The 26,958-nt window shown below is 71.1% G+C and carries 17 protein-coding genes and 1 tRNA gene; 10 read left to right on the plus strand and 8 right to left on the minus strand.

From position 1 onward, the window contains the following. Positions 1-159 precede the first annotated feature (159 nt). The 3 genes from M6I34_RS06540 (at position 160) to M6I34_RS06550 (ending at position 5,533) form a co-directional block, all read left to right on the plus strand. The gene (locus M6I34_RS06540) at positions 160-2,394 is read left to right on the plus strand and encodes a cyanophycin synthetase (protein ID WP_272484893.1); all 2,235 of its coding nucleotides are present in this window, start codon (positions 160-162) and stop codon (positions 2,392-2,394) included. 22 nt (positions 2,395-2,416) lie between these two features. After that, positions 2,417-5,023, plus strand: a complete 2,607-nt coding sequence (cphA, locus tag M6I34_RS06545; protein ID WP_272484894.1) for a cyanophycin synthetase — start codon at positions 2,417-2,419, stop codon at positions 5,021-5,023. 132 nt (positions 5,024-5,155) lie between these two features. Next, on the plus strand, positions 5,156-5,533 hold the full coding sequence (locus tag M6I34_RS06550) for a diacylglycerol kinase (protein ID WP_272484895.1): 378 nt from the start codon (positions 5,156-5,158) through the stop codon (positions 5,531-5,533). A 22-nt stretch (positions 5,534-5,555) separates the two neighbouring features. Here M6I34_RS06550 and M6I34_RS06555 read toward each other — a convergent pair whose 3' ends face one another. Further along, on the minus strand, positions 5,556-6,563 hold the full coding sequence (locus tag M6I34_RS06555; RefSeq protein ID WP_272484896.1) for a patatin-like phospholipase family protein: 1,008 nt from the start codon (positions 6,561-6,563) through the stop codon (positions 5,556-5,558). A gap of 93 nt (positions 6,564-6,656) precedes the next feature. Between M6I34_RS06555 and M6I34_RS06560 the strand changes: the two genes are divergently transcribed. Genes M6I34_RS06560 through M6I34_RS06570 form a run of 3 tightly spaced genes read left to right on the plus strand, consistent with a single transcriptional unit; the run spans position 6,657 to position 11,643 of the window. Beyond that, positions 6,657-7,763 (plus strand): HlyD family secretion protein, encoded by a 1,107-nt coding sequence (locus tag M6I34_RS06560; protein ID WP_272484897.1) that lies wholly within the window; start codon positions 6,657-6,659, stop codon positions 7,761-7,763. Beyond that, positions 7,753-10,491 (plus strand): ribosome-associated ATPase/putative transporter RbbA, encoded by a 2,739-nt coding sequence (gene rbbA, locus M6I34_RS06565; RefSeq protein WP_272484898.1) that lies wholly within the window; start codon positions 7,753-7,755, stop codon positions 10,489-10,491. Before M6I34_RS06560 ends, rbbA begins: the two co-directional genes overlap by 11 nt. 24 nt (positions 10,492-10,515) lie before the next feature. Continuing rightward, on the plus strand, positions 10,516-11,643 hold the full coding sequence (locus M6I34_RS06570; RefSeq protein WP_272484899.1) for an ABC transporter permease: 1,128 nt from the start codon (positions 10,516-10,518) through the stop codon (positions 11,641-11,643). On the opposite strand, the gene mscK is transcribed toward M6I34_RS06570, so the two are convergent. The 7 genes from mscK to lptF all read right to left on the minus strand — a co-directional run bounded on the left by mscK (position 11,618) and on the right by lptF (position 21,336). Continuing rightward, entirely contained in the window at positions 11,618-14,983 is a 3,366-nt protein-coding gene (gene mscK / locus M6I34_RS06575; protein WP_272484900.1) for a mechanosensitive channel MscK, read from the minus strand. The genes M6I34_RS06570 and mscK overlap by 26 nt on opposite strands. Positions 14,984-15,147: 164 nt before the next feature. Continuing rightward, positions 15,148-15,223 (minus strand) — tRNA-Ala (locus tag M6I34_RS06580). A gap of 73 nt (positions 15,224-15,296) precedes the next feature. Then, complete coding sequence (locus tag M6I34_RS06585) at positions 15,297-16,223, minus strand: NAD(P)-dependent oxidoreductase (protein ID WP_272486620.1); 927 nt, start codon at positions 16,221-16,223, stop codon at positions 15,297-15,299. Positions 16,224-16,279: 56 nt separating this feature from the next. After that, positions 16,280-17,212: a CysB family HTH-type transcriptional regulator gene (locus tag M6I34_RS06590; RefSeq protein WP_272484901.1), complete on the minus strand. Its 933-nt coding sequence runs from the start codon at positions 17,210-17,212 to the stop codon at positions 16,280-16,282. Then, positions 17,209-18,813: a glycosyltransferase family 39 protein gene (locus M6I34_RS06595; RefSeq protein WP_272484902.1), complete on the minus strand. Its 1,605-nt coding sequence runs from the start codon at positions 18,811-18,813 to the stop codon at positions 17,209-17,211. The genes M6I34_RS06590 and M6I34_RS06595 overlap by 4 nt, the downstream gene beginning before the upstream one ends. Before the next feature lie 280 nt (positions 18,814-19,093). Continuing rightward, positions 19,094-20,227, minus strand: coding sequence for an LPS export ABC transporter permease LptG (lptG, locus tag M6I34_RS06600; protein ID WP_272484903.1), 1,134 nt, complete (start codon positions 20,225-20,227; stop codon positions 19,094-19,096). Then, positions 20,227-21,336, minus strand: a complete 1,110-nt coding sequence (gene lptF / locus M6I34_RS06605; protein ID WP_272484904.1) for an LPS export ABC transporter permease LptF — start codon at positions 21,334-21,336, stop codon at positions 20,227-20,229. Before lptF ends, lptG begins: the two co-directional genes overlap by 1 nt. A 65-nt stretch (positions 21,337-21,401) precedes the next feature. Here lptF and M6I34_RS06610 point away from each other — a divergent pair, with 65 nt between their 5' ends. Genes M6I34_RS06610 through M6I34_RS06625 form a run of 4 tightly spaced genes read left to right on the plus strand, consistent with a single transcriptional unit; the run spans position 21,402 to position 26,884 of the window. Further along, on the plus strand, positions 21,402-22,883 hold the full coding sequence (locus M6I34_RS06610; RefSeq protein WP_272484905.1) for a leucyl aminopeptidase: 1,482 nt from the start codon (positions 21,402-21,404) through the stop codon (positions 22,881-22,883). A 22-nt stretch (positions 22,884-22,905) separates the two neighbouring features. Continuing rightward, positions 22,906-23,331: a DNA polymerase III subunit chi gene (locus M6I34_RS06615; RefSeq protein ID WP_272484906.1), complete on the plus strand. Its 426-nt coding sequence runs from the start codon at positions 22,906-22,908 to the stop codon at positions 23,329-23,331. Positions 23,332-23,388: 57 nt separating this feature from the next. After that, a complete protein-coding gene (locus M6I34_RS06620) occupies positions 23,389-23,832 on the plus strand; it encodes a hypothetical protein (protein ID WP_272484907.1) in 444 nt (147 codons plus the stop codon). A 28-nt stretch (positions 23,833-23,860) separates the two neighbouring features. Beyond that, positions 23,861-26,884, plus strand: coding sequence for a valine--tRNA ligase (locus M6I34_RS06625; protein WP_272484908.1), 3,024 nt, complete (start codon positions 23,861-23,863; stop codon positions 26,882-26,884). Positions 26,885-26,958: the final 74 nt, after the last annotated feature.

A 26,958-nucleotide genomic window follows, 5' to 3' on the forward strand; every position in this document is an offset into this window, starting at 1 on the left:
AGATTCGGCACTCAATCCGGGCCCCTCCGAGGCTTGTCTCGGAATTGCGGCGTTTCGGTCGGTGGCCGGGGTCAGGCGGTAAACCGCGGCGCCGACTCGGCGTTGAACACCCCTCGGGATCCATCCCGCAAACCGGCCGCCAGGGCCAGATCCGCAAAAGTGAAAAAGCGCTACATCGACATCCTCCAGGTGACCCACATTCGCGGTCCCGGCATGTGGACCTACACGCCCGTCCTCGAGGCGTTGATCGACATCGGCGAACTGGAAGACTTTCCGTCGAACACCTTGCCCGGCTTCTACGAGCGGCTCTCGGACTGGCTGCCCGGCCTGATCGAGCACCGTTGCAGCTACGGCGTGCGCGGCGGCTTCCTGCGCCGCCTGCGCGAAGGCACCTGGGCCGGCCACATCCTCGAGCACGTCACCCTGGAGCTGCAGGCGCTGGCCGGCATGCCCGACGGCTTCGGCAAGGCGCGCGAGATTTCCGAGCGCGGCGTCTACAAGGTCGTGGTCACCTGCTGGCACGAGAAGGTCACGGTGCCGGCGCTGTACGCCGCCCGCGACCTGATCATGGCGGCCATCGAGGACCGCCCCTTCGACGTCTCGGCCACGGTCGACAAGCTCAAGGACCTGGCCGACGACCATTGCCTCGGGCCCAGCACCGGCTGCATCGTCGAAGCCGCCCAGGAAGAGCGCAAGATCCCGGCGATCCGCCTGAACGACGGCAACCTGGTCCAGCTCGGCTACGGCTCGAGGCAGAAGCGGATCTGGACGGCCGAGACCGACCTGACCAGCGCGATCGCCGAAGGCATCTCCCGCGACAAGGACCTGACCAAGCAGCTGCTGCAGACGGTCGGCGTGCCGGTGCCCGAGGGCCGCCTGGTCGCCGATGCCGACGACGCCTGGGCCGCCGCCGAGGAAGTCGGCCTGCCGGTCGTGGTCAAGCCCTACGACGGCAACCACGGCCGCGGCGTGTTCACGAACCTGATGACCCGCGAGCAGGTCGCGCGCGCCTTCGAGGTCGCGGCCGGCGAAGGCAGCGGCGTGATCGTCGAGCGCTTCGTGCTCGGCAACGAGCACCGGCTGCTGATCGTCGGCGGCAAGCTCGCGGCGGCAGCCCGCGGCGAGCTCGCCTGGGTCGTCGGCGACGGCGTCAACACGATCGAGGCGCTGATCGAAAGCCAGCTGAACTCCGACCCGCGGCGGGGCCGCACCGAAGACGCGCCGCTCAACCCGGTGCGCATCGACTCGGCGGCCCGCATCGAGCTCGCCAACCAAGGCTTCGAGCCCGAGTCGGTGCCGCCGGCCGGCACCCGCGTGCTGATCCAGCGCAACGGCAACGTGGCGATCGACTGCACCGCGCAGGTCCATCCGTCGGTCGCGGCGGCCGCCTCGCTGGCGGCGCGCACCGTGGGGCTGGACATCGCCGGCGTCGACCTGGTCGCCGAGGACATCTCCCGGCCGCTGGCCGAGCAGGGCGGCGCGATCGTCGAGGTCAACGCCGGCCCGGGCCTGCTGATGCACCTGAAACCTGCCGAAGGCCAGGCGCAGCCGGTGGGCCGGGCGATCGCCGACCACCTGTTCCCCGAGGGGCAGACCGGCCGCATCCCGCTGATCGGCATCACCGGCCGGCGCGGCGCGACCGCGATCGCCCGGCTGGTCGAGCGCCTGCTGCGGCTGGCCGGCCATCGCACCGGCCTGGCCTGCGCCGAAGGCCTGTTCCTGGGCGATCGCCAGCTCGAGCAGCGCGACTGCACCGATTTCGAGTCCGGCCGCCGGCTGCTGGTCAACCGTGCGGTCGACGCCGCCGTGATCGAGCACACCGCGCGCACGATCGCCACCGAGGGCCTGTCCTACGATCGCTGCGCGGTCGGCGTCGTGACCAGCGTGGAACTGGCCGACGCCCTGCCCGAGCGCGACCTCCGCGAGCTCGACCAGGTCTACGACCTGCTGCGCAGCCAGGTCGACGTGGTGCTGGCCGACGGCGCCTCGGTGCTGAACGCGGCCGACCCGATGGTCGTGCGGATGGCTTCGCTCAGCGACGGCGAGGTGATCTTCTATGCCGCGAACCCGACGCTGCCGGCGATCGACGGCCACCGCGCCCGCGGCGGCCGCTCGGTCCACACGCGCGACGGCCTGATCGTGCTGGCCACCGGCAGCGAGGAGAGCATCCTGACCTCGCTCGCATCGGTGCCCGCCCTGCGCGAGCACGACGAGCCGCGCCGGCTGGAGGCCGTGCTGGCCGCGGTCGCCACCGCCTGGTCGCTGGGGCTGCCGGTCGAAATGCTTCGCGCGGCGCTCGAAACCCTCGAAGCCGACGCCTTCGGACGGACGGCCGAGCCGACGGCAGTCCTTGCCGACGAGCCCGCCGCCCACGCGAACCCGCTGCACGCCTGACCCCCCGGGAACCGACACCGCAATGAAGCTGACCCGTATCCGCGCGCTGCGCGGGCCCAATCTCTGGAGCCGTCGAACCTCGATCGAGGCGATCGTCGAATGCGAGCCGGGCGAGCGCTCGCTCGCGTCGATCCCCGGCTTCGCGGATCGGCTCGCGGCACGGTTCCCTGCCCTCGGCCCGATCGGCGGCAGCGCCGGCGCGGGAGCCGCCCCGGCCGGCCCCGCCTCGCTCGCCCATGCGCTCGAGGCCTGCGCGCTCGCGCTGCAGAGCCGGGCCGGCTGCCCGGTGGCTTTCAGCCGCACCGTGGCCACGAACGAGGCCGGCGTCTACCAGGTGGTCGTCGAGTACACCGAGGAAGCGGTCGGCCGGCTCGCGATGTCGCTGGCCCAGGAACTGTGCGAGGCCGCGCGCGACGATGCGCCGTTCGACACGGCGGCGGCGCTGGGCCGGCTGGCCGAGCTCGACGAGGACGAGCGTCTCGGCCCGAGCACCGGCTCGATCGTCGACGCGGCAGTGGCCCGCGGCATACCGTACCGGCGGCTCACCTCCGGCAGCCTTGTGCAGTTCGGCTGGGGCAGCCGCCAGCGCCGGATCCAGGCCGCCGAGATCGACCGCACCAGCGCGATCGCCGAGTCGATCGCCCAGGACAAGGACCTGACCAAGGCCCTGTTGCACGGCGCCGGCATCCCGGTGCCGCTCGGCCGCCCGGTCGAGGACGCCGAGGACGCCTGGAGGGCCGCCTGCGAGATCGGCACGCCGGTCGTCGTCAAGCCGCGCCACGGCAACCAGGGCAAGGGCGTGGCGGTCGACGTCAGCTCCCGCGAGCAGGTGCTGGCGGCCTATGCGGCCGCACGCGAGCACGGCTCCGAGATCCTGGTCGAGAAGTACCTGCCCGGCCAGGACTTCCGGCTTCTCGTGGTCGGCGACAGGCTCGTCGCGGCGGCCCGCCGCGATCCGCCGCTGGTCGTGGGCGACGGCGTCAGCACGATCCGCCAGCTGGTCGACCAGGTGAACACCGACCCGCGTCGCGGCGACGGCCACGCCACCCCGCTGACCCGCATCCGGCTCGACGACATCGCGCTGGCCCGGCTGGCCACCCAGCACTACACGCCCGAGTCGGTCCCGGCCAGGGGCGAGCGCGTGGTCCTGCGCAACAACGCCAACCTGAGCACCGGCGGCAGCGCGACCGACGTGACCGACGAGGTCCACCCCGAGCTCGCGGCGCGAGTCGTCGCTGCCGCGCAGACCGTGGGGCTGGACATCTGCGGCGTCGACGTCGTCTGCACCACGGTTCGCGAGCCGCTCGAGGCCCAGGGCGGCGGCATCGTCGAGGTCAACGCGGCGCCGGGCCTGCGCATGCACCTGACGCCGTCCTTCGGCAAGGGCCGCGCGGTCGGCGAGGCGGTCATCGACACGATGTTCGCCGCCGGCGACGACGGCCGCATCCCGATCGTCGCGGTCACCGGCAACAACGGCAAGACCACCACGGTGCGGCTGCTCGCCCATATCGCGGGCGGCACCGGCAAGCGGGTCGGCATGACCAACTCCGACGGCGTCTACGTGGCCGGCGAGCGCATCGACACCGGCGACTGCAGCGGCCCGCGCAGCGCGCGCAGCGTGCTGATGCATCCCGACGCGGACTTCGCGGTGCTGGAAACCGCGCGCGGCGGCATCCTGCGCGAGGGCCTGGCCTTCGACCGTTGCGACGTCGCGGTGGTCACCAATCTGGGGATCGGCGACCACCTGGGCATGAACTACATCAGCACCGTCGACGAGCTCGCGACGGTCAAGCGGGTCATCGTCGAGAACGTGGCGCCGCACGGCACTGCGGTGCTCAACGCCGCCGACCCGGTCGTCGCGAAAATGGCCGGCTACTGCCCGGGCTCGGTGACCTTCTTCGCGGTCGACCCCGCGCAGCCGGTGCTGGCCTCGCACCGCGCCGCGGGCAAGCGTGTCGTGTTCGTCGAGCGCGGCCACCTGGTCGCTGCCGAAGGCGACGCCATCGTCCGCCGAATTCCGCTCGCCGACGTGCCGCTGACCCGCAACGGGACGATTCCCTTCCAGGTCGAGAACGCGATGGCGGCGATGGCCGGTGCGTGGGGGGTCGGGCTGGAGTGGGACGCGATCGCGGCCGGGCTGCGCAGCTTCGTCAACGACGCGCGCACCGCACCCGGCCGCTTCAACGTGTACGACCACAACGGCGCCACGGTGATCGCCGACTACGGCCACAATCCGGACGCGATCGAGGCGCTGGTGCGTGCGGTCGAGGCAATGCCCGCGAAGCGGCGGCACGTGGTGATCAGCGGCGCAGGCGACCGGCGCGACGAAGACCTGAGGCGCCAGACGCAGATCCTCGGCAGCAGCTTCGACGCGGTCGTCCTCTACGAGGACGCCTGCCAGCGCGGCCGCGCCGAAGGCGAGGTGCTGGCGCTGTTGCGCGAGGGCCTGGCGGGCGCCAGCCGCACGCGCGAGGTCGACGAGATCCGCGGAGAGTTCCTCGCGATCGACACCGCGCTGGCCAGGCTGCAGCCGGGCGACCTCTGCCTCGTGCTGGTCGACCAGGTCGAGGAAGCGCTCGCGCACCTCGAGCAGCGGATCGCCGAGCAGCGGGTGGCGCAGGCGGCCTGACGCAGTTCGCCGCGCGGCCTGCACGGTTCGCGCGGCGCGTCAACCCCGGCAGAGGCAGTTCGCACCGCTCGCTTCCGCCGCCTTTTCGCGGCCCTTTCCTGGCCCTTCGCCGCGCCGGGGTATCCTCCGCACATGCCCGAATCCCGCTCGCCGCACAAGGGCACGACCGGCCTTCGCCGCGTGCTGAACGCCGCCCGCCACTCCGCCGACGGGCTCGGCGCCGCCTGGCGCCACGAGGCCGCGTTCCGGCAGGAAGCGCTGCTGGCCGCGGTGCTGGTGCCGCTGGCGCTGCTGCTCGACGTCACGGCGATCGGCAAGGCGCTGATGATCGGCAGCGTGCTGCTGGTGCTGATCGTCGAGTTGCTGAACTCGGGCATCGAGGCCGCGATCGACCGGATCTCGGAAGAAATCCACCCGCTCGCCAAGCGGGCCAAGGACCTCGGAAGCGCCGCCGTGATGCTCGCACTGGCGAACGTGGCCGTCGTCTGGGCGCTGGTGCTGCTCGGCTGAACGCCCCGGCCGGGGGGCTTGCTCAGGCCTCGTCGCGCGGGCCTTCCGACTGCAGGGCCAGCAGGCTCTCGCGCGCGCTTCGGTAACCGATCCCGATGATCTCGCTGGCCTGGTCGAACTCCAGGAATCGCACCGCGCCCAGCGGCGGCTGGATCAGGATCTCGGGTCGCTCGAGCAGAAGCGAGCACTGGGTGACCCGCGCCTGCATGATGTACATGGACGCGAGCATCACGTCGACGATGCCCGGCAGCGGTTCGCGCTCCAGCCATTCGCGGAACTGGATCAGCATCGGGTGCTCCAGCGGCTGCAGGCTCTCGAGCACGCGGGTGACCGCCTGAGCGAGCGGCTTGCCGTTGTCGGTGGCGGGTCGGGTCAGCCGATTCGTCACGATGTCGTGGTTCAGGTCGACCGCGATCACAACCTCGGCGCCCATCGCACGGACCGCGCTGACCGGCACAGGATTCACCAACCCGCCGTCGGCGAGCACACGGCCGTTGCAGCGCACCGGCGTGAACACGCCCGGGACCGCGATGCTCGCGCGCACCGCCTCGACCAGGTTGCCCGAATCGATCCCGACCTCCTCGCCGGTCGAGAGGTCGGTGGCCACGGCCCGGAACGGCATCGGCAGCGATTCGATGCCGGGTTCCGGCACGTGTCGCCGGACGAACTCGCCGATCTTATGGCCGTCGATCAGGCCCGAGCGCGGGAACACCGGGTCGACCAGCGACACGATTCCCTGCCAGTCCATCCCGAGGAACTCCTTCTCGAGCGCGTCGAGCTTGCCGGCCGCGAACAGCGCGCCGACGAAGGCGCCCATGCTGGTCCCGGCGACCAGATCGATCCGGACCCCGGCCTCGACCAGCGCGCGCAGCACGCCGATGTGCGCGAGACCGCGCGCCGAACCGCTGCCGAGCGCGAGGCCGACCCGCTTGCCGCGCAGCCTCGCCGAGAGATCGCCGCACGCGGTCGCGACCTCGCGAGGCTGGGGGGCCGGGCCGGCCGGCGCCGGTCCTCGGAGCGGCTCGTTCATCGGGTTCTGGGATCGCGGAAGGAGATGCCTTCATTCTAGTCCCGCCTGCGCTAGCGCAATCCCGCGCCTTCGCGTGGCTGGCATGATTGCGGGGTGAGCACGGAACGCAACACGAAGAAGAGCCGTCGCACGGGCCTGCGCGCCATCGCCGCAGCGCTGCTGCTGGCCGTCGCCGCGGCGGCCGGCTGGTGGTGGCGCAGCCAGCCGCCGCCGCCGCCCGACTGGCTCGTGAGCGGCAACGGCCGGATCGAGGCCACCGAGATCGACGTCGCCACCCGGAACTCCGGCAGGGTCCGCGAGGTCCTGGTGCAGGAGGGCGACTTCGTCGAGGCCGGTCAGGTGCTCGCCCGGATGGACACGCAAGCCCTCGAGGCCGAGCTCGCGGCGGCCCAGGCACAGTTGCGCCGCGCCGAAAGCGCGAAGGCCACCGCGCGGTCGGTCATCGCGCAGCGCGAGAGCGGGATCGAGCAGGCCGACGCGCTGCTCGCGCAGCGCCGCAGCGAGCTCGCGCTCGCCGAGCGCTCGCTGCAACGCTCTCGCGAGCTGGTCGAGCGCGGTTTCCTGTCGCCGTCCAGGCTCGACGCGGACAATGCCGCGGTCCAGGGCGCCCGGGCCGGGGTGGCGGCAGCCCAGGCGCAGCTCCAGGAGGCCCGCGCCGCGGTGTCGGTGGCCCGGATGCAGGGGATCGAGTCGGACTCGACGATCGAAGCCGCCGCCGCCGCGGTGGCCAGGCTGCGAACCGAGATCGCCGACGCCGAGCTCGAGGCCCCGCGCGGCGGCAGGGTCCAGTACCGGCTCGCCCAGCCGGGCGAGGTGCTCGCCGGCGGCGGCAAGGTGTTGTCGCTGATCGACCTGGACGACGTCTACATGACGATCTTCGTGCCGGAGGTGCTCGCGGGCCGCGTGGCGATCGGGTCGCCCGCGCGGATCGTGCTCGACACGGCGCCGGGATTCCCGATTCCCGCGAGCGTGAACTTCGTCGCGAGCGAGGCGCAATTCACCCCGAAGACCGTCGAAACGCAGGCCGAGCGACAGAAGCTGATGTTCCGGGTCAAGGTGCGGATCGACCGCGAGCTGCTGCGCAAGTACCGCACGCAGGTCAAGACCGGCCTGCCCGGCGTGGCCTGGGTCAGGCTCGGCAACGTGGACGAGCCCTGGCCGGACTTCCTCAGGAATCCGGCGCTCGACGGTGAGCGCTGAGCCCTTCGCCCGGCTGGCAGGCGTCGGCCACCGCTACCGCAAGCGCGACGCGCTGGTCGGCGTGGACCTCGAGCTGCCGCGCGGCGGCATCGTCGGCATCATCGGGCCGGACGGCGTCGGCAAGTCGACGCTGCTGTCGCTGCTCGCCGGCGCCACCCGGATCCAGCAGGGCACGGTCGAGGCGCTCGGCGGCGACATGGCCCGCGCGGGCCACCGACACCGCGTGTGCCATCGCATCGCCTACATGCCGCAGGGGCTGGGCCGCAACCTTTACCGCACGCTGTCGGTGCGCGAGAACGTCGACTTCTTCGCGCGCCTGTTCGGCCAGGACCGCGACGAGCGCGAGGCGCGAATCCGCCACGTGCTCGCGGCCACCGGCCTGCTGCCCTTCGCCGACCGGCCTGCCGGCAAGCTCTCGGGCGGGATGAAGCAGAAGCTCGGCCTGTGCTGCGCGCTGATCCACGATCCCGACCTGCTGATCCTCGACGAGCCGACCACCGGGATCGACCCGCTTTCGCGCCGGCAGTTCTGGACGCTGATCGACGAGATCCGCGAAGCGCGCCCCGAGGTCTGCGTCGTGGTCGCCACCTCGTACATGGAGGAGGCCGAGCGCTTCGCCTGGCTGGCCGCGATGGACGCCGGCCGCGTGCTCGCCACCGGCAGCCCCGCCGAGCTGAAGGCGCGGGCGGGCTCGGCGACGCTCGAGCAGGCCTTCGTCCGCCTGCTGCCCGAGGAGCGCCGGCGCGGGCACGAACCGGTGTCGATCCCCGCGCAGCAGCGCTCCGGCGAGGTCGCGATCGAGGCGCGAGGCCTCACCCGGCGCTTCGGCGACTTCGTGGCGGTGGACGACGCCAGCTTCTCGATCGAGCGCGGCGAGATCTTCGGCTTCGTCGGCTCGAACGGTTGCGGCAAGACCACGACGATGAAGATGCTGACCGGCCTGCTGCCCGCCTCGTCGGGCGAGGCCGAGCTGCTCGGCCGGCGGGTCGACGCGACCGATCCGGCCACGCGGCGGCGCGTCGGCTACATGACGCAGGGCTTCTCGCTGTACGGCGAGCTCACGGTTCGCCAGAACCTGGTGCTGCACGCGCGGCTCTTCCACCTCGCGCCGGACGCGATCCCGGCGCGGGTGCGCGAGATGCTGGACCGCTTCGGCCTCGCGGACGTGGCCGACGAGCTGCCCGAGCGGTTGCCGCTCGGCCAGCGCCAGCGGCTGTCGCTGGCGGTGGCGATGATCCACGATCCCGAGGTCCTGATCCTCGACGAGCCGACCTCGGGCGTCGACCCGATCGCGCGCGACATGTTCTGGCGGCTGATGGTCGACCTTTCGCGCCGCGACGGCGTCACGATCTTCGTGTCCACGCACTTCATGAACGAGGCCGAGCGCTGCGACCGGGTGGCGCTGATGCATGCCGGTCGGGTGCTCACGGTCGGCGCGCCCGCCGAGCTGGCGCGCCGGCGCGGCGCCGCCACGCTGGACCAGGCCTTCGTCGCCTGGCTCGAGGAGGCGCAGGCGGCGCGGGCCGGCGCGCCCGGCACGCTTCCCGCCGTGGCCGTCGCAGCGCCGGCGAGCCCGCCTGCCGCGCCGCGCGCGCGCCGCGTGCCGTTCAGCCTGCGGCGCATGCTCAGTTACACCTGGCGAGAAAGCCTGGAGCTGGTGCGCGACCCGATCCGGATCACGCTCGCGCTGGTCGGCGCGGCGATGCTGATGTTCATCATGGGCTACGGCATCAGCGCCGACGTGAACGACCTGCCCTTCGCGGTGCTCGATCGCGACGACACGCCGGCCAGCCGCGGCTACGCGACCAGCCTGGCCGGCTCGGCCTACTTCGTCGAGCGGCCGCCGCTTTCCGGCTACGCCGAGCTCGACCGCCGGATGCGCTCCGGCGAGCTGGCGATCGCGATCGAGTTCCCGCCCGGCTTCGGCCGGGACCTGGCCGGCGGCCGCGGCGCCCAGGTCGGCGCGTGGATAGACGGCGCGATGCCGATGCGCGCCGAGACCGTCTACGGCTACTTGCAGGCGATGCACGCGGGCTGGCTGCGCGAGCTGGCCGAGCGAGAGCCGGGCTCCCGGGCGAGCTCTCCCGCCTCGGTCGAAGTGCGCTTCCGCTACAACCCCGACGTCAGGAGCATCGTGTCGATGGTGCCGGCGGTGATCCCGCTGCTGCTGATCTTCCTGCCGGCCATGCTCAGCGCGCTGGGGGTGGTCCGGGAGAAGGAGCTCGGCTCGATCGTGAACCTCTACGTGACGCCGGTGACCCGACTGGAGTTCCTGATCGGCAAGCAGCTGCCCTACATCGCGATGGCGATGGCCAGTTTCTTCATGCTGGCGGCGCTCGCGGTCACCGTGTTCGGCGTGCCGCTCAAGGGCAGCTTTCTCGCGCTGTCGATCGGCGCCCTGCTGTACGTGAGCGCCGCAACCGCGATGGGCCTGCTGATCTCGGCCTTCACCCGCAGCCAGATCGCGGCGATCTTCGCCGCCTCGCTGGCCACGATGCTGCCCGCGGTGCAGTTCTCCGGGGTGATCGACCCGGTGTCGTCGCTGACCGGCATCGGCGCGGCGATCGGCAGCATCTACCCGACGACCTATTTCCTGACGATCAGCCGCGGCACCTTCGCCAAGGCGCTGGGGCTGGGCGACGTGTGGCCGGACCTGCTGCCGCTGGCGCTCGCGGTGGGGGTGTTGCTGGCGGCCAGCGCGGCGCTGCTGCGCAAGCAGGCGCGCTGACGGGCCGGCAACGAGGCGGAAGCGATGAACGGCGCCACCAACGTCCTGCACCTCGGGGTCAAGGAGCTGCGCAGCCTGATGCGCGACCGGATCCTGCTGACGCTGGTGGTCTATGCGTTCACGCTGAACCTGCTGGCGATCGGCAACAGCGTGATCGAGACGCTGAACAACGCGCCGATCGCGATCGTCGACGAGGACCGCTCGCAACTGTCGGCGCGGATCGGTGAGGCCTTCTTCCCGCCCCACTTCAAGCGACCCGAGTCGATCTCGCTGGCCGAGGTGGACCCGGGCCTCGACTCCGCGCGCTTCACCTTCGCGCTGATCGTGCCGCCCGGCTTCGAGCGCGACCTGATGGCCGGGCGCAATCCGGCGATCCAGCTCAACGTCGACGCGACCCAGATGACGCAGGCCTGGCTGGGCGCCGGCTACATCCAGACGATCGTGATGGACGAGGTCGGCGAGCACCTGAAGCGCCACGGCCATGCCGCGTCGGCGCCGCCGCCGGTCGAACTCGCGGTGCGAGTGCGCTTCAACCCGGCGCTGGTCAAGTCGTGGTTCATGGTGATGAACGAGCTGATCGGCAACGTGACGATGCTGTCGATCATCCTGACCGGCGCCGCGCTGATCCGCGAGCGCGAGCGCGGCACGATCGAGCACCTGCTGGCGATGCCGCTGACGCCCTTCCAGATCATGCTGGCGAAGGTCTGGTCGATGGCGCTGGTCGTGCTGGCGTGCTCGGGCTTCGGACTGACCGCGGTGATCGGCGGCGTGCTCGGCGTGCCGGCGGCGGGGTCGGTGCCCCTTTTCATGGCGGGCACCGCGCTGCACCTGTTCGCGACCACCTCGATGGGCATCTTCATGGGCACGGTGGCGCGCTCGATGCCGCAGCTCGGCCTGCTGGTGATCCTGGTGCTGCTGCCGCTCGAGCTGCTGTCGGGCGGCATGACGCCGCGCGAGAGCATGCCCGACATCGTGCGCACGGTGATGCTGGCCGCGCCCACCACGCACTTCACCAGCCTGGGGCAGGCAATCCTGTTCCGCGGCGCCGGCTTCGACGTGGTCTGGCCGGAGTTCGCGGCGATCGCGGTGATCGGCGCCGCCTTCTTCGCGGCCACGCTGGCGCGGTTCAGGCGGGCGGAGTTCTCGGGGTAGCGGGCAAGCCGGGCGCAAAGCCGTCCCCGTCCGGCCCGCGCAGCCGCACGTCGAGCTGGCTGAACGCGATCTCGATGCCCTGCTCGCGGAAGACCTCGTCGATCCGGCGGTTGATCTCGTCCGTTGCGCTGACCCGGTCCCCGAGTTCCCGCACGTGCACGCGCAGCTCGTGATCCAGCGTGCTCGCGCCGAACTGGGTGAACACCACCATCGGCTCGGGCTCCCGCAGCACGCGCCGATTCTCCTCGGCGACCCGCAGCAGCAGGCTGCGGACCCGTTCCAGGTCGGAGCCGTAGGCGACGCCCACCTTGATCGTTATCCGGGTCATCGTGTCGGTCAGCGTCCAGTTCACCAGCTGGTCGGTGACGAAGGTCTTGTTCGGGACGATGATCTCCTTGTGGTCGAAGTCGGTGATCGTGGTCGCGCGGATCCTGATCCGGCTCACCGTGCCCGACAGGTTGCCGACCGTGACCACGTCCCCGATGCGCACCGGCTTCTCGAACAGGATGATCAGGCCCGACACGAAGTTCGCGAACACCTCCTGCAGGCCGAACCCCAGGCCCACGCCCAGCGCCGCCACCAGCCACTGCAGCTTGTCCCAGCTCACGCCCAGCGTCGACAGCACGGCGACCGCGCCCACGCCGACGATCAGGTACGAGAGCAGCGTGGTCGCCGCGTACGAGCTGCCCTGCCCCAGTCTCATTCTCGACAGCACCAGCACCTCGAGCAGGCCGGGCAGGTTGCGCGCCAGCACCAGCGCCACCGCCGCGATCGCCAGCGCGCCCAGCACGTCGAGCAGGCTGATCGGGACCATCGCCTGCCCGCCGGCCGCGCCGCTCTCGTACTGGTAGAGCGTGAACTTGTCCAGATAGGCGGCGACCGCGATCAGGTCGGCCCACACCCAGTAGAGCGCGAGCAGCGCGAGCAACAGCAGGCCGAAGCGCACGAGTCGCAGCGACTGCCGGTTCACCTCTTCCATGTCGAGCACCGGCACCTCGGTCGGCTCGGGAGGTTCCGCGTGCTCGCGCGCCACGTCCTCGCGCGCCCCTTCCTCTCGCACCGCAAGCTCGCGCGCCGCCTGCCGCTTGGCGAGCGCGCGCTGGAAGGCCAGCCGGCGCGCCGCGACGGCCAGGCTGCGCACCGTCGCCGCCTCGGCCACCCGCCACACGACCAGCACCAGCAAGGTGTCGACCAGCCTGCCGGTGAGCTTCAGAGCGGTGTAGTAATAGCCGAGCCAGATCGTCCCGATCAGCGCCAGCGGCAACAGGCGCAACGCGAGCAACGCCAGCAGCGTGAAACCCGGGATCCGCTCGCCCTCCTCGTCGCGAACCGAAGCGCCGAACTGCCAGGCCATCAGGGCCAGGCAGCCCAGCAACACCAGGATCCCGACAACATCCTCGGCCAGCGCGGCCGGCACCTTCTCGGCGATCGTGGCGACCGCGATCAGCACCAGCGCGACCAGGCCCAGCCGGCGCGTGCGAGCCCGTTCGGTCCTGGTCCTTGCCGGCTCGAAACCGAAGTGGCGCTCCGCCACGCCGCCCGGCGACAGCATCCGGTAAGCGGTATAGAGCACGGTCCAGACCAGCGACATCTCGAGCAGGGCCTCGCCGATGTCGGGATTGCGGCCGCGCCCGTCCAGATCGAGGGTGAGGCCGGCCAGCGCCAGGGCCAGCCCGACCGGCAATGCCCGCAGCAGGTTCAGCAAGATCGCCAGCGGCGTGTGCCACTGACTGTCGCGCCGGACGTTGCCGACGTCGCCGTGCAGCGACTCCAGCCTGCGGACGAGCGCGCCGCGTCGCCACCAGAACGCGGCCGCCAGCAGCAGCGCCGGCAGCATCAGCAGGGGCCGCGCCGTGAAAGCGCTGCCCAGGTCGGCGAAGGTCGTCCTCCAGGAAAACCCGGCGAGCTGCCGCTCGAGCATGCCGGGCGCGGCCTTCAGCCAGGCGAGATCCAGCGGGCGGTTGCTGGGCACCCAGAACATGTGCTCGTCGAGTGTGGTGCGCAGGTCGTTCGCGGTGGCTCGCAACGCCTTCTGGTTGGTCTGCAGCTCGAATGACGCGCCGATCAGCGCATCGAGCTCGCGGGTCAGCCGCTGAAGCAGCTCGGCGCGAGTGGCGAGCAGGGCCCGCAGCGCGTCCTTCATGGAGTCGGTGACCGGCTCCGCCGGACTCTCGGCGATCAGCCGCGCGGCGAGCGCCTCGGGATCGGCCAGCTCGTCGCGATAGCGCCCTATCTCGAACTGGTATAGGCGAAGGTCGGCGAGCTGGTCCGCCAGCTCTCCGTCGAGCTTCAGACGGGGCAGCGCCCGTTGCTGCTCGTAGAGGATCCTGGTGAGGAGCCGACTGCCCTGCAGCACGCCGATCTGTTCGTCGAGCGCCTGCTCGACCTGCTTGAGCGCGTCGAGCTGGCGACGCGCCTCCAGGTTGCGCCGGGTGAGGTCGTTCAGCCGGTCGGTGGCGCCCAGCAGGTACTCCGAGAACTTCCGATTGAGCGCGCTCTCCCGGGCCAGCAAGCCGCCGCCGGCGGCAGTTGCGCCCGGCGTCAACTCGGCGACCGCCTTCTCGGACTGCGCGCGGCGTCGCTCGCCGATCGATTCCTGCAAGGCCTGGATCACCCGCTCCTCCCGGGCGATCCGCTCGGTCAGCAGTTCCCGCCGGGCCTGGTGCAGCTCCAGCAGCGCGCTGTTGCCGGCCAGCTCCTGCCGGAGCAGGCGCAGCCTGCTCTCGATCGCCTGCGCCTCGGCTGCGAGCAGGTCGCGGCGCTCGGGCGTCAGCGTCCGGTTCGCCTCGCGGCCGGTGCGCAGCGCGTCGGCGATCGCCCTGGCGCGGTTCTCGCCCGCGATCGTTTCTTCCGAGCCGCGCTCGGGTCGCGTCTGCGCCGCGATGACCTGGCTGTTCGCATCGGCGAGCTCCTTCTGCCAATCTGCGAGCCGGGTGCTGCGCTCCTCGAACAGCTTCTCGAGCTCGGCCAGGCTCCGGTCGGCGAGCCCGGCCGGCATCGCCGCATCGCTGCCGGCCTTGATGCGATCGAGTTCTGCTCGCGCCCGCGCGATCCGCGAAGGCGCCTCCTGGAGCGTCTCCTTGAGTTGCTGCAGCCGGCCCGCGCTCTCCTCGGCGGCCTTCAGGTGGCCGAGCGTCTGCTCGAGCACCTGCTTGAGCGCGTTGCGTTCGGCATCGGGAAGGTTGCGCGAACCCAGATCATCGAGGCTCTTCTGCACCGCGTCCGAAGTGGGCGCGGGTGCCCCCGCCTGCGAGGACGCCGGCTGCGCGAGCGCGAGCGGCGCCGGCAGCGCCGGCAGCACGATGCAGAGGACGAACAGCAGCCTAGAGAGAATGCTCATGAAGGGTCCGGCGACACCCGCGTGCCGGCCATCTCGCCGCCAGCGGGTTCATCGCCCGGAATTCCGGGAAACGGGCCTAGGATACCGTCCAAGGACGGGGCCGGTTGCCGCGCCCCATAAACGAAAAAGGCCCGGGGATCAGCCCGAGCCTTTTCGTGGATTCTTGGTGGAGCGGAGGAGGATCGAACTCCCGACCTTCGCATTGCGAACGCGACGCTCTCCCAGCTGAGCTACCGCCCCAAGAGCCCGCCATTATACACAGATCCGGCAGGCCTTCGGCAAGCTCCGGTGGGCGGGCCGGATCCCGCCGCGGTCAGCCCTCGCCCGGGTCGTTCGCCGCCGGGTTCGCCCCCTCCAGCACGCGCAGCAGCGACGAGGTGTCCTCTCGCCCCCAGCCCTTGCCGACCAGCGCGTTGAGCTGCTGCGAGACCAGCGCGGTGGCCGGCATCGACAGGCCAATCGCCTGCGTCATCGACACGACCAGGCCGAAGTCCTTCTGGTGCAGGCGCGCCTCGATGCCGGCGGCGAAGTCGCGCCTGGCCATCTTCGGCCCCATCATGTCGAGCATCCGGCTGCCGGCCATCCCGGCCTGCAGCGCGACCAGCATCTTCTCCGGGTCGACGCCGTTCGCCCGCGCGAACAGCATCGCCTCGGCGATGCCCTGGATGTTGACCACCTGCACCACCTGGTTGCAGGCCTTGACCACCTGGCCCGCCCCGTGGCCGCCGATGTGGGTGATCGTCTTGCCGAGCTTCTCGAGAAGCGGGCGCGCCCTCTCGAGCACCTCGGCCTTGCCGCCCACGATGATCGACAGCGTGGCCGCCTGCGCGCCCATCGTGCCGCCGGACACCGGGCAGTCGAGCATCTCGATGCCCTTGGCCGCCAGGCGCTCGGCGAACTCGCGGGTGGCCACCGCCGAGATCGTCGAGAAGTCGACGACCACCGCACCGGGCTTCGCGGCGGCGGCCACGCCCTGCGCGCCGAACAGCACCTTCTCGACGTCGGCGGTGGCGGTCACATTGGTGCAGACGAAGTCGGCCTCGCGCGCCGCCTCGGCCGGCGTGGCCGCCCAGCGCGCGCCCCGGTCGACCAGCGGCTGCGCCGCCTCGCGCCGCCGCGTGTGGACCACGAGTTCATGGCCCGCGTCGATCAGATGGCCGATCATCGGCGCGCCCATCGCGCCGGCTCCGATGAAACCGATTCGGGCCATCGTCATTCTCTCCGTTGGAAGTGCATGCAGGCGAGGCTGCGAAATGAAGCCGATCCGGCGGGGATCGCGCCCGGCCGCCCGGGGGGTCAGCCCTCGCGCGCCGGCCCGCGCATCAGGCGCTCCAGCGTGCGCGGGTCGACCTCGGGCGCGAACAGTTCGATGAAGCTAAGCGCGAAGCCGCGCAGGAAGGCGTCGCGGCGCACTGCCAGCTTGACGCGGTTGGTGCCGAACAGCGCGCCGGCCGACATCGCGACCAGCCCCTTGTCGCGGCGCGCGTCGTAGGCCAGGTCTGCCATGATCCCCACGCCCAGCCCGACGCCCACGTAGGTCTTGATCACGTCGGCGTCGATCGCCGCCAGCACCACTTCGGGGCGGAGCCCGGCCTCGGCGAAGGCGCGATCGATGCGGCGCCGGCCGGCGAACTCCTCCACGTAGGTGATCAGCGGATACTTGACCAGCGCCTGCAGCGTCGGCGCCTGGCCGGCCAGCGGGTGCTTCGCCGGCACGACCACCACGTGCTCCCAGTCGTAGGACGGGATCGACAGCAGCTCGTCGACGTCGTCCGGCACTTCGGTGGCGATCGCGAAATCGACCTCGCGCGCCAGCACCGACGCAGTGATCTGCTTCGGGCTGCCCTGCAGCAGCGTGAGCCGCACCGCCGGGTAGCGGCGCCGGAACTCGCCGACCACCGCGGGCAGCACGTAGCGCGCCTGCGTGTGGGTCGTGGCCACCCGCAGCTCGCCGGCGTCGCGCGCGCGGAAGTCGGCGGTCACCTGCTCGATGCCGGCCACCTCGGCCAGCACCCGCTCGGCGCGGGCAAGGATCGCCTTGCCCGGCTCGGTCAGCCCGAGAATCCGCTTGCCGTGGCGCACGAACACGTCGACGCCGAGTTCGGCCTCCAGCTCGAGGATGCCGCGCGACAGCGCCGGCTGGGAGGTGCCGATCGCCTGGGCCGCGCGCGTCAGGCTGAAGCCGTGGTTCGCCGTTTCGCGGACGAAGCGCAGTTGCTGCAGGTTCATGGTCCGCTCCGGTGACAGGCCCGCTCGGGAAAGTAGCGGTCGCAGAAGTAGCAGGGGCCGGAAGGCAGCCAGGCCGGCACCGCGTACCAGCGCCGGCGGATCTCGTCGAGCACCGTGTCGCGATAGGCCTCGTAGCGGAAGCCGTGGCCTTCGATCAGGTGGAAGGTGGCCCCGCGCAGCGCCAGCGTGCGGTACTCGACTCGCTCGAAGTACGGGTCGTAGTCGTCCTTCGTGTAGCGATCGTCCTTGCGAACGATCAGGATGTCGCGCCCGGCGAGCTTCCGGACGTCGGTCAGGATGTCGTCGTGGCGGGCGTGGCTGGAACCGGGGCCGAACACGAACACGTACTCGCGCAGGCCGTGGCCCAGCGTGACCGCCGGCGAATAGCCCGACGAGGCGATCGCGTAGCGGCCGCGCCAGGGCGCGAGCTCGCGGGCGAGCTCGTCGACGTGCACGGTCATGACCAGGCCGGGGTAGCCCTTCCAGTTGCGGAAGGTGTCGGTCGGCAGCGCGACCAGCACGGCGATCAGCAACCAGTGCGCGACCGCGATGCCCAGCGCCACCGCGAGGCCTCGCGCCATCGCCCGCCTGCCGGCCAGCAGCGCGAAGGCCAGCACCGCCGGCAGCACGAAGCTCGCCAGCCAGTGAAGGCCGATCGTCTTGACCGGCGAAAGCAGCGCGAAGATCGCGAACGGCACCAGTGCGAGCCAGCGCAGCGCGCGAGCGTCCGCGGCCGCGCCGCCCGACACGACGAGCGCGCGAACGTTCTCCTCGCCACCCGCGGCGCGCGCCGCGGCCGCGCCGGCATCGGCACGCCCGCGAAGCAGCCGCCAGGCCACCGCCGGCGTCAGCACGTAGACCGCCGAGATCGCGAACAGCAGCGGCGTCTGCCACGACAGCCCGGCATTGTCGTGGCGGTTGACCAGGTTGAACATCACGTTCGGCCAGCAGTGCTGCGCGTTCCAGGCGATCTGGATCGCCGCCGCCGGAAGCGAGCCCAGCACCACCCACAGCAGGCCGACGACGCGCCGCCGCTCGGGGCGCCACACCGAGTGCGCGAAGATCGCGATCGCCAGCAGCCCCGCGAAGTACTTCGACATCAGCGCCCCGGCCAGCATCAGGCCGGCGAGCAGGAAGTCGGCGGCCCGGCCGCTGCGCTGCGCCCTCAGGTAGCAGACCACGGTCAGCGCGCTGAAGACCATCAGCGGGATGTCGGTCGTGATCGCCACGTTCCAGGCGTTCAGCGGGACCAGCAGCGTCAGCGAGCCGGCGTTCCAGGCCAGCGCCTCGCCGTGCCACCGCAGCGCCGCCACTGCCAGCAGCGCGATCAGCGGCGGCGCCGCCAGCGCGGGCAGCCGCAGCACGAAGGGCTCGAGCGACAGCGACGAGAGCGGCGCGAGCCACCAGCCGATCATCGGCGGATGATCGTAGAAGCCCCAGTCGGGGTTCAGCCCCCAGAAGGTGAAGTAGGCCTCGTCGCTGGTGAACGGCAGCACCGCCGCCAGCGCGGCGCGCAGCGCGGTGAGCACGAGCAGCGCCGCCACGAAGAAGCGGCGCGCGCCGTCGGGGCCTGAAGTCAGTCGGTCGAGTCGGGAGGTCATCGGTCGCGGCAAAAAAAAAGCGCACATCGCTGTGCGCCCCAAATGGCAGCTGAGCTGCCTCTCCTCCTCCTCGATACTCCTCGAGTCCGCGCTTGCGGATTGCCGCGAATCCTAATCAAACGATCGCGCCTCGTCTACGACTTTCTTGTCCATGACAAACCGATGACAACGCGACGATCAATTCTGACGATCCTGAGATAAGTGAAGCCCCTTAAATCGCTACGGGCGGACCCGCAACCCCGGCCGCCATGCCCCGCATGCCGAGTCGGAACCTGCGTTCTCAGCGAGCGCGGTCGACCCAGGCCAGCATGCCCAACGCCAGCATGAACGCGGCGACGCTCGGAATGCTCACCGACAGCAGCGGCGGCCAGGTGTTCAGCAGGCCGAGATGCGAGAACAGGCCGTTCAGGAAGTGGAAGGCGATGCCGAGCATGATCCCGGCGAACACCTTGTAGCTGGTCCCGCCGGCCCGCACCTGCAGGTAGGCGAAAGGCAGCGCCAGCGCCATCATCACGATGACCGCCAGCGGATAGACGATCTTCTTCCAGAACGCGATCTCGTACTGGCCGGTGTCCTGGGCGTTCTCGCGCAGGTGCCGGATGTAGCTGTAGAGGTTGAACCCGGACATCCGGTCCGGCTGCACCAGCAGCACGCCGAGGATGTCGGGCCGCAGCTCGGTGTTCCAGAGCAGCGTCGGCGCGGTGCTGCGCCGGGTGCCGACCGCCGGCCCCGCGCCGGTCTCGGCGATCTCGGCGAAGCGGATCTCCTCGACCTCGCTCAGCCGCCAACCCTTGTCTCGCGCCCAGCTCGCGCCGCGCGCCTCGAGCAGTCGCCGCAGGTGCATCTGCGGGTCGAACTCGAAGATGCGGATCGCCCGCAAGGTGCCGTCGGGCATCAGCTCACCGATGTTGACGAAGCGCATCAGGCTGACCTCGCCGGCCGCGTCGCGCGCGGTGTCCTTGACCCACAGGCCGGAGCGGAACTGGCCGGTGACCGAACCGCCGATCGCCGAAAGCCGCAGCTGCTGCGCGAGCCGCTCGGCCGGCGGCGACAGGACCTCGCCGACCAGCGCGGTCAGCACCGCCATCGCCAGGCCCACCCGGGCTACCACCGCCAGCGCCCGCCTGCGGCCGAGCCCGGAAGCGCGCATCGCGGTGTACTCGGAATGGGCCGCCAGTTGCGACAGCGCGTAGATGCTGCCGATCAGCGCGGCGATCGGCATCAGCTCGTAGACGTGCGAAGGAAGGCCCAGCAGCACGAAGGCCACCGCGTGCTGCAGCCGGTAGCCGCCGCGGCCGACGTCCTCGAGCTCGTTGATCAGGTCGAAGAAGGCGAACAGCGACAGGAAGCCGAGAAGCACGAAAGCGACCGCGACGACGATCTCGCGCCTCAGGTAGCGGCCGATCAGCACCATCAGGCGGCGCTCCGCGAGCGACGCAGGGCCAGCATCGAGAACAGGCTGCGGCGCGGCAGCCGGATGCGCTGCCAGAACATCAAGGCGACGATCGCGGCCAGCGCCGCGTGCACGATCCACACGCCGATCGAGAAGTCGATGCGCCCCTGGGCCACCCAGGCCTGCGCGACCGACATCAGGTTGTTGTACAGCACGTAGACGAGCAGCGCGGCGAACAGGTTGATCGAGCGACCGATGCGCGGGTTCATCGCCGACAGCGGGATCGCGAGCAGCGCGACCAGGATCGCCGACACCGGCAGCCCGATCCGCCACAGCAGCTCGGCCAGGTTGCGCTCGTTGGGGTCGCGCAGCAGCTCCCAGGTAGTCTTGATCCGCGCCCGGTCGTCGCTCAGCGCGGTCGCCCTCTGCTCGAGCCGGATGCCGTAGCGCTCGAACTCCATCAGCCTGAAGTCGAGCCTGCCCAGGCCGCCGTCGTAGCGCCGGCCGTTCTCGAGCACCAGGAAGCGCTCGCCGTTCTCCTGGCGCTCGATCTGCCCGCCGCGCGATACGACCACGACGATGCCCTCGCCCTGGCGCTGGGTGACGAACACGTTGCGGACCTGGTTCTGCGCTTCGTCGAGCGACTCGACGAAGAACACGCGATTGGCTGACACCGACTCACGGAAGCGACCGGCCGCCACCTGCGAGACGTCCTCGCGCTGCGCGAAGCGCTGCTGGTACTCGGCGGCCTGGCGATTGGCCCACGGCGCCAGCAGGAAGGCCACCAGCGCGATCAGCACGACGAAGGGCGCCGCGAATCCGAGCACCGGGCGGATCCAGGCCAGCAGGCTCTGCCCGCTCGCGAACCACACGACCATCTCCGAGTCGCGATAGGCGCGCGTGAGCACGGTGAGCACCGCGATGTACAGCGTGAGCACCAGCAGCACCGGCAACACGTTGATCGCGTTGAAGGCGATCAGCGGCAGCACGCTGGCCGTGTCGACGCGCCCCCCGGCCGCCCGGCCCAGCAGCCGGATCAGCGAGGTCGTGACCATGATCACGAACAGCGTCGAGAACACGATGCCGGCGAGATTGAGCAGGTCGCGCCGCAACGCCTTCCGGAAAAGCATGGACGGGCGGGCCCTCGCTATAATCGGCCGCAGAAAAGAGCGGCGAACCGGACGGAAACAGAACGATGAAATTTAGCACACGAGCAGCGTCGATCGAGCAGCTTCGCACCGGCTGCGCCTGGCTTCCGGTCACCGGCGGCAAGCGCCTCACGCCGAGCGGCGAGGCGCTCGACGCGCTCGCCGGCGGCCGCATCTCGGCGGCGCTCGCCAGCGGCGACCTCTCGGCGAAAGCCGGCGCCACGCTGCTGCTGCATCTCGACGGCGGCGTGCGCCGCGCGCTGCTCGTGTCCCTCGGCGACGACGACGAGGCCAGCGAGAAGACCTGGAACGAAGCGATCCGCGCGGCCTTCCGCGCGGCCGGCACGCTCGCCGCCGACGACGCGGTCTCGGTGCTGCACGAGGCGGCCGTGGCGGGCCGGGGCGCGGAGTGGAAGCTGCGCACGCAGGTCGCGGCCGGCCGCGAGTTCGCCTACCGGTTCGAGGAACTGAAGAGCAAGCGCGACGAGCAGCCGGTGCGTCCGGCCCGGGTCGCGCTGCTGGTGGCCAAGGCCGGTGCGGCGCGCGCCGCCACCGAGGTCGCCCGGGCCACCGCGCTGGCCAACGGCGTCGACCTGGCCCGCGACCTCGGCAACCTGCCTGGCAACGTGTGCACGCCGACCTATCTCGCCGACGCCGCGAAGAAGCTGGGCCGCGAGTTCGGCATGAAGGTCGACGTGCTCGCCGAGCGCCAGATGCAGGCGCTGAAGATGTTCTCGCTGCTGTCGGTGGGCAAGGGCTCGGATCAGCCACCGCGGCTGATCGTCGTCCACTACCAGGGCGCCTCGTCCAGGCAGGCGCCCGTCGCGCTGGTCGGCAAGGGCATCACCTTCGACACCGGCGGCATCTCTCTGAAGCCGGCCGCCGAAATGGACGAGATGAAGTTCGACATGTGCGGCGCCGCTTCGGTGCTCGGCACGCTGCGCGCGGTCGCCGAGATGAAGCTCAAGATCAACCTGGTGGGCGTGATCGCGGCGGCCGAGAACATGCCCAGCGGCAAGGCCAACAAGCCGGGCGACATCGTCACCAGCATGTCGGGCCAGACGATCGAGATCCTCAACACCGATGCCGAGGGCCGGCTGGTGCTGTGCGACGCGCTGACCTACGTGCAGCGCTTCAAGCCGCGCACCGTGGTCGACATCGCCACCCTCACCGGCGCCTGCGTGATCGCGCTGGGCCACCACCATAGCGGCCTGTTCACCCGCGAGGACGCGCTGGCGGCGGAGTTGACCGACGCGGGCCGCGAGGCCGGCGATACCTGCTGGCGCATGCCGATCGACGACGCCTACCAGGAACAGCTGAAGTCGCCGTTCGCCGACATCGCCAACATCGGCGGCCGCGCGGCCGGCTCGGTCACCGCCGCCTGCTTCCTGTCGCGCTTCGCGAAGGGTTACGACTGGGCGCACCTCGACATTGCCGGCACCGCCTGGAAGTCGGGCGCGAACAAGGGCGCGAGCGGCCGGCCGGTGCCGCTGCTCACCCGCTTCCTGATCGGCCGCAGCGAAGGCTGAGCGCCGCGCGGCCCGCCCCCCTTTGACCCGTATCGACTTCCACGTCAACCTGCCGGACAAGCTGGCCTACGGGTGCCGGCTGGTCCGCAAGGCCTACCAGTCGGGCCGCCAGGTGCTGGTCTGGTGCGACGACCCGGTCCGGCTCGCCGAGTTCGACCGGCTGCTCTGGACCTTCTCCGCCGGCGACTTCGTGCCGCACGTGGGCGCCGCCGACCCGCTCGCGGCCGAGACACCGGTGCTGCTGGCCGCCGAGGCGCCCGAGGTGCCGCACCACGACGTGATCGTGAACCTGGGCGACCGCACGCCGCCCAACTTCTCGCGCTTCGACCGGCTGATCGAACTGGTCTCCGGCGACGAGGCCGACCGGGCCCATGCCCGCGAGCGCTTCCGCTTCTACCGCGATCGCGGCTACCCGATGCAGACCCACGACCGGTCGGCGGACCGCTGAGCCGCAGCCCGGTGGCTGCGGGATGCCGGGGCCGATCGCCGGCCGACAGGAGCCCGAATGAACGACGAAGAGATCAGAAGGCTTGCCGAGCGGCTCCGCCAGGCGGCCGCCTCGGCGCCCGAAACCGGGGAGGACGCGATCCCGATGCTGACCGAGATCGTCGAGCCGTCCCCGCCCGACCCCGCAGCCGCGCCGATCGCCGGCGGTCCCGCCGCGCCGGGCCCGGCCCCGCAGCCGGCCGCGGCGGCAGCGGAGCCGGACCCCGGGCTCGAGGACCGGATCGTCGAGCGCGTGCTGGAACGACTCCTCGACGACCTCGAGCTGGTCGACGCGCCGATCCGCAAGGCGGTGGCGGCGGCCACCGAGCGACTCGCCGAGTCGCTGTCGCAGGAGCTTCGCGACGGGCTCGGCTGGTCGCTGCGCGAGGCGATCGAACCGGTCGTACGCGAGGCGGTGCGCGAAGCCACGTCCGCCGGTCCCGGCAGGCCCCGCCCTCTATAATTTCCGGTTCGATCAGACAGTTGCGAACATGACCGCTGCCAACGCCGCGGGCGCCGACGCGCTCGCCAAGAGTTTCGAACCCGCCGACATCGAGGCCCGCTGGTACCCGCTCTGGGAGTCGCGCGGCTATTTCGCCGCCGGCGACGCGCCGGACGCGCCGGCCTTCTGCATCCAGCTGCCGCCGCCGAACGTGACCGGCACGCTGCACATGGGGCACGCGTTCAACCAGACGATCATGGACGCGCTGACCCGCTACTACCGGATGCGCGGCGCCAACACGCTTTGGCTGCCCGGCACCGACCACGCGGGCATCGCGACGCAGATCGTCGTCGAGCGCCAGCTCGACGCGCAGGGCGTGTCGCGCCACGACCTGGGCCGCGAGAAGTTCGTCGAGCGCGTCTGGGAGTGGAAGCAGGAGTCCGGCTCGACGATCACCCGGCAGATGCGCCGGATGGGCGCGTCGACCGACTGGTCGCTCGAGTACTTCACGATGGACCCGAAGCTCTCGGAGGTCGTCAAGCAGGTCTTCGTGAAGCTGTACCGGCAGGGGCTGATCTACCGCGGCAAGCGGCTGGTCAACTGGGACCCGAAGCTGCTCACCGCCGTCTCCGACCTGGAGGTGGTCAGCGAGGAAGAAGACGGCAGCCTGTGGCACATCCGCTATCCGCTGGCCGACGGCAGCGGCTTCGTGACAGTGGCCACCACCCGGCCCGAGACCATGCTGGGCGACACCGCGGTGATGGTGCACCCCGAAGACGAGCGCTACGCCGCGCTGATCGGGCGAAGCGTGCTGCTGCCGGTCACCGGCGAGGGCCCGGTCTTCGACGGCCGCGCGATGGACGCCGCCGCGCTGGCCGCGGCCGGCCGCGCCGCCGGCTGGCGCGAGATCCCGGTGATCGCCGACGCCTACGTGGACCGCGAGTTCGGCACCGGCGTGGTCAAGGTGACGCCGGCGCACGACTTCAACGACTACGCGGTCGGCCAGCGCCACGATCTGCCGATCGTCCCGGTGCTGACCCTCGACGCGAAGATCAACGACAACGGCCCGACCCGCTACCGGGGCATGGACCGTTTCGACGCGCGCAAGCACATCGTCGAGGACCTCGAAACGCTCGGCCTGCTCGAGTCGGTCAAGCCGCACAAGCTGATGGTGCCGCGCGGCGACCGCACCAACGCGGTCATCGAGCCGATGCTCACCGACCAGTGGTTCGTGGCCATGAGCAAGGCCTCGCCGGCCGACTCGCTGCTCGGCGGCAAGAGCATCGCCGAGCGCTCGCTCGAAGTGGTCGCCGACGGCTCGATCCGCTTCGTGCCCGAGAACTGGACCGCCACCTACAACCACTGGCTCACCAACATCCAGGACTGGTGCATCTCGCGCCAGCTCTGGTGGGGCCACCAGATCCCGGCCTGGTACAAGGCCGACGACGCCGGCGCGGCCATCCACGACGGCAGCGTGTTCGTCGCGCTCGACGAGGCCGACGCGCGTGCGCAGGCCGCCGCCGCCGGCTGGACCGGCCCGCTGGTGCGCGACGCCGACGTGCTCGACACCTGGTTCTCCTCGGCGCTGGTGCCCTTCTCCACCCTGGTCGACCCGGACCAGCCCTTCCGCGACGGCGCGCCGAACGTGCTGCCGAAGCTCGCGCAGTTCCTGCCCTCGTCGGTGCTGGTCACCGGCTTCGACATCATCTTCTTCTGGGTGGCGCGAATGGTCATGATGACCCTCGCGTTCACCGGCCAGGTGCCCTTCCGGCACGTGTACGTGCACGCGCTGGTGCGAGATGCCGAAGGCCAGAAGATGTCCAAGAGCAAGGGCAACACGCTCGACCCGATCGACCTGATCGACGGCATCGACATCGGCACGCTGGTAGGCAAGCGAACCACCGGACTGATGAACCCGAAGCAGGCCGCCAGCATCGAGAAGCGAACCCGCAAGGAGTATCCGGAGGGCATCCCGGCCTTCGGCGCCGACGCGCTGCGCTTCACCTTCGCGTCGCTCGCCAGCCCCGGGCGCAACATCAACTTCGACCTGGGCCGCTGCGAGGGCTACCGCAACTTCTGCAACAAGCTGTGGAACGCCACCCGCTTCGTGCTGATGAACTGCGAGGGCCACGACTGCGGGCTCGAGCCGCACACCGCCGAGCAGTGCGCGCCCGGCGGCTACCTGGAGTTCAGCCAGGCCGACCGCTGGATCACCTCGCAGCTGCAGCGTGTCGAGGCCGAGGTCGAGAAGCACTTCGGCGACTACCGCTTCGACCTGGCCGCGCGCGCGATCTACGAGTTCGTGTGGAACGAGTACTGCGACTGGTACCTGGAGCTGGCCAAGGTGCAGGTGCAGGGCGGCAACGACGCGGCGGCGCGCGCCACCCGCCGCACGCTGCTGCGCGTGCTCGAGGCGGTGCTCAGGCTCGCCCACCCGATCGTCCCGTTCATCACCGAGGAGCTGTGGCAGAAGGTCGCGCCGCTCGCGCTGCGCTACGGCGAGCGCGGCGATCAGACCCTCGCCGGCGACGCGCTCGCGAAGGCGATGGCCGAGCGCCGCTTCTCGATCATGACCCAGCGCTACCCGCAGAGCGAGCCCGGCAAGATCGACGAGATCGCCGAGGCCTGGGTGTCGGAGCTCAAGGCCCAGATCGACGCCTGCCGAGCGCTGCGCGGCGAGATGGGCATCTCGCCCGCGCAGAAGCTGCCGCTGGTCGCCTCGGGCGAGCGCGAGCGGCTCGCCGGCTTCGCGCCCTACCTGAAGGCGCTCGCCAAGCTCGAGGCGGTCGAGATCGTCGACGCGCTGCCCGAGGGCTCGATCGCGCCGGTGCAGATCGTCGGCGACGCGCACCTGATGCTGAAGGTCGAGATCGACGTCGACGCCGAGCGCCAGCGGCTGGACAAGGAGATCGCCCGCGTCGAAGGCGAGATCGCCAAGGCCCAGGCCAAGCTGGGCAACGCGAGCTTCGTCGAGCGCGCGCCGGCGGCGGTGGTCGAGCAGGAGCGCGGGCGGCTGGCGGCGTTCAGCGAGACCGTCGGGAAGCTGCAGGCGCAACGCGCCCGCCTCGGCTGACCGCTCGCTCGGCTGCGCGACGCGGCCGGGCGCTCTTGGTTGCTTGCGCCCGGGCGGGGAAGCGGGGCGTGGGT

The organism is Zeimonas sediminis (assembly GCF_023721795.1).
Classification (GTDB): Bacteria; Pseudomonadota; Gammaproteobacteria; order Burkholderiales; family Burkholderiaceae_E; genus Zeimonas; species Zeimonas sediminis.